The sequence below is a fragment of the Parasutterella muris genome, assembly GCF_009767915.1.
Taxonomy (GTDB): domain Bacteria; phylum Pseudomonadota; class Gammaproteobacteria; order Burkholderiales; family Burkholderiaceae_F; genus Parasutterella; species Parasutterella muris.
The window spans coordinates 1-2,262 of sequence record NZ_WSRP01000082.1 but is presented as its reverse complement, the minus strand read 5'-3'; the positions used below and the strand labels follow the sequence as shown (position 1 = coordinate 2,262).

Sequence of the window (2,262 nt, the reverse complement as noted above, 5' to 3'; positions counted from 1 at the left end):
CTAAGCTGCAGTCTCCGACAGCAGCTCTGGAGGCGTTAACCTCACTAATTAACAAATAAATTCATGCGTACGCCCTGACATATAACGGGAAAAGTTGAAAAAATTACAACAGATCAAGCCGCCCGTGGTATTGGCCTGCTTCTTTATAATTCAGCCAACTCTACAGCTCAGGATGCAGAACAATATTTTGAAGGAGAAATCGGACAAATTGGGTCCGAGGATAAGCCATTCAATATAGGAGTAAGAGCTTATAGAGGAGGGGACCAAGTAATTGACAAAATTGGTTCTATATACGGGACATTTGCAGGCATTGACTCAACTCTTAACGACGTTGGAAATGCTAAACAAATCATTAAAAGCGTGGATAGGGTGATTGCGTATAACACGCAAAAACGCCCTAGTTGGTTTGCATATGGAATTAGAAACTGGTCAGACGTAGGAAATTGGGACTATGTCGGTTCCCAGTCAATTGGCGTAACTGAGAGTATATCTGCGTATTCAGGACTTGGGCAGGCTATTGCTATCTATAACCAGGGTGGCCGACAAGAGATACGCTCTTTATCTGAATTCAACGAGGAGAACGGCAATTTAGGTGTTACTGTATCCTCGGAAGCTGCTCAGCTGCCGATTGGCTTAAGAGTCAGGCCTCTGCTTTATGACAATAAACACTATACAGAGACGGTTACGATACTAGAGGGTCCTTTTCACTTTGTCGACAGCTCTCTTCAAGTGATGGCGCCAGTCGATGCAACGACGGCCAAACCTAGACCAGATTATGGGAATGCGGAACTTTGGTTAAAACCCAATAATTATGGTGCGGTTTTAACCCTTGCTGCGCAGCAAGGGATTGTTGTTCAGGCAGGGAATAACATAACGAGCGAAAATACAATAGCAAACACCCGATTGCGTTTAGGTAATGAAGGAGTTCCTTATACGGTGCGTATGGGAGCTGATACTTATATCAGCGATGCGGGAATGTTTTCTGGAACAGGAGTTATTCAATTCGACGCGGCATACCTCTCAGACAAGCATGTATTTGCCGAAAATAAACCAAACGTTGGCGGTTCGGATGGAGAGTTACCTGAACCTAGTGAGCCGGAAGAGCCTGATCAGCCGAGTCAGCCGGAAGAACCCGATCAGCCGACTCAGCCGGAAGAACCTAATCCTGAAGTTACCACTGCAACCTTTAACAATGTTTTAACAGATGCAGAGTTGCAGGCTAAAATAAAAACTCGAACGAGCGGATATCTCAATCTGTCCATCAACTATTCTGCTTTATCCGACCAGACAGAGACAGACTCGAAGGATGAAGGCAGTGAAGAGAATCCGCCGGAAATTACAAATCCGCCTGAGGAGCAAGAACCAGAAAAACGGCCTTACGATGAATATAAATATCCGTATGGTATTAACGGCCCATATTCATCTTATTGGGCAGTAGGCGGCAAAACCGGACAGGCCCCATATATTTACTTAAATAAAATTGATACAGTTGACGGGAAACCCATCGCTGCAGATCGTTCCAATGCTTCAACTCTTGATCTTGTTGTGAAAGCTTATGTATATGAAGGAGGAAAGAATACTGGGGTACTAATTAACTCCGATAATTTATGCAGCGGAGGTAAATGTGAAGGAGAAGAACATATCCCTGGCTGGCCCGGTGCACGAGATGATGCAAAACTGGCGAATGCTTTTTGGTTATTAAGAAGCGCGGCTAACAGTGTTTTTGCTAATGAAGGTATTGAAAACTTAGGCTCGCAGGCCGACATTTTAATTAAAGATGATTATAAGGACGGCTATTTTGGCTTAAGCAAGGGGACCATGTGGCATAAGCTAACCGATGAGGAGGGCAACGAAATTCTTGATGAAAACGGAAACCCTGTTATTAGGCGATGGGATCCGAAGGATCCTAATGCCCAATTCGCAAAGGCCGCTGGTTGGGTTTATTTACCAGAGGGCGTTGTAAACAACGCCTATAAAGCGCAATGGTACTTTGAAAATACCGAATTGGTTGGAGAAACCGCAACAGATTTAAACGAATATGCGGCAGGTCTTCCGAAAAATGTTAAATACAGAGGAGAAATTATTGATTTAGCTACATGGTTCCCTCTGTATCCACTGGAACCAGGCTTTACCTATCCTCTTCCTTTGTTTCCAGCAACTCCAATTCCTCAGCCAAAACCACAAGAGCCGAATCCACAGCCGACACCTACAATGAAGTCAATAGAGGCAGTTTCACTCAGTCATTATTTTACATGGCGACAA

1 pseudogene is annotated in these 2,262 nt (G+C 44.2%); it reads left to right on the top strand.

Annotated features, from left to right (window positions below):
• Positions 1 to 369: 369 nt before the first annotated feature.
• A pseudogene (locus tag E5987_RS12975) lies at positions 370 to 2,262 on the top strand (hypothetical protein); the annotation flags it as partial.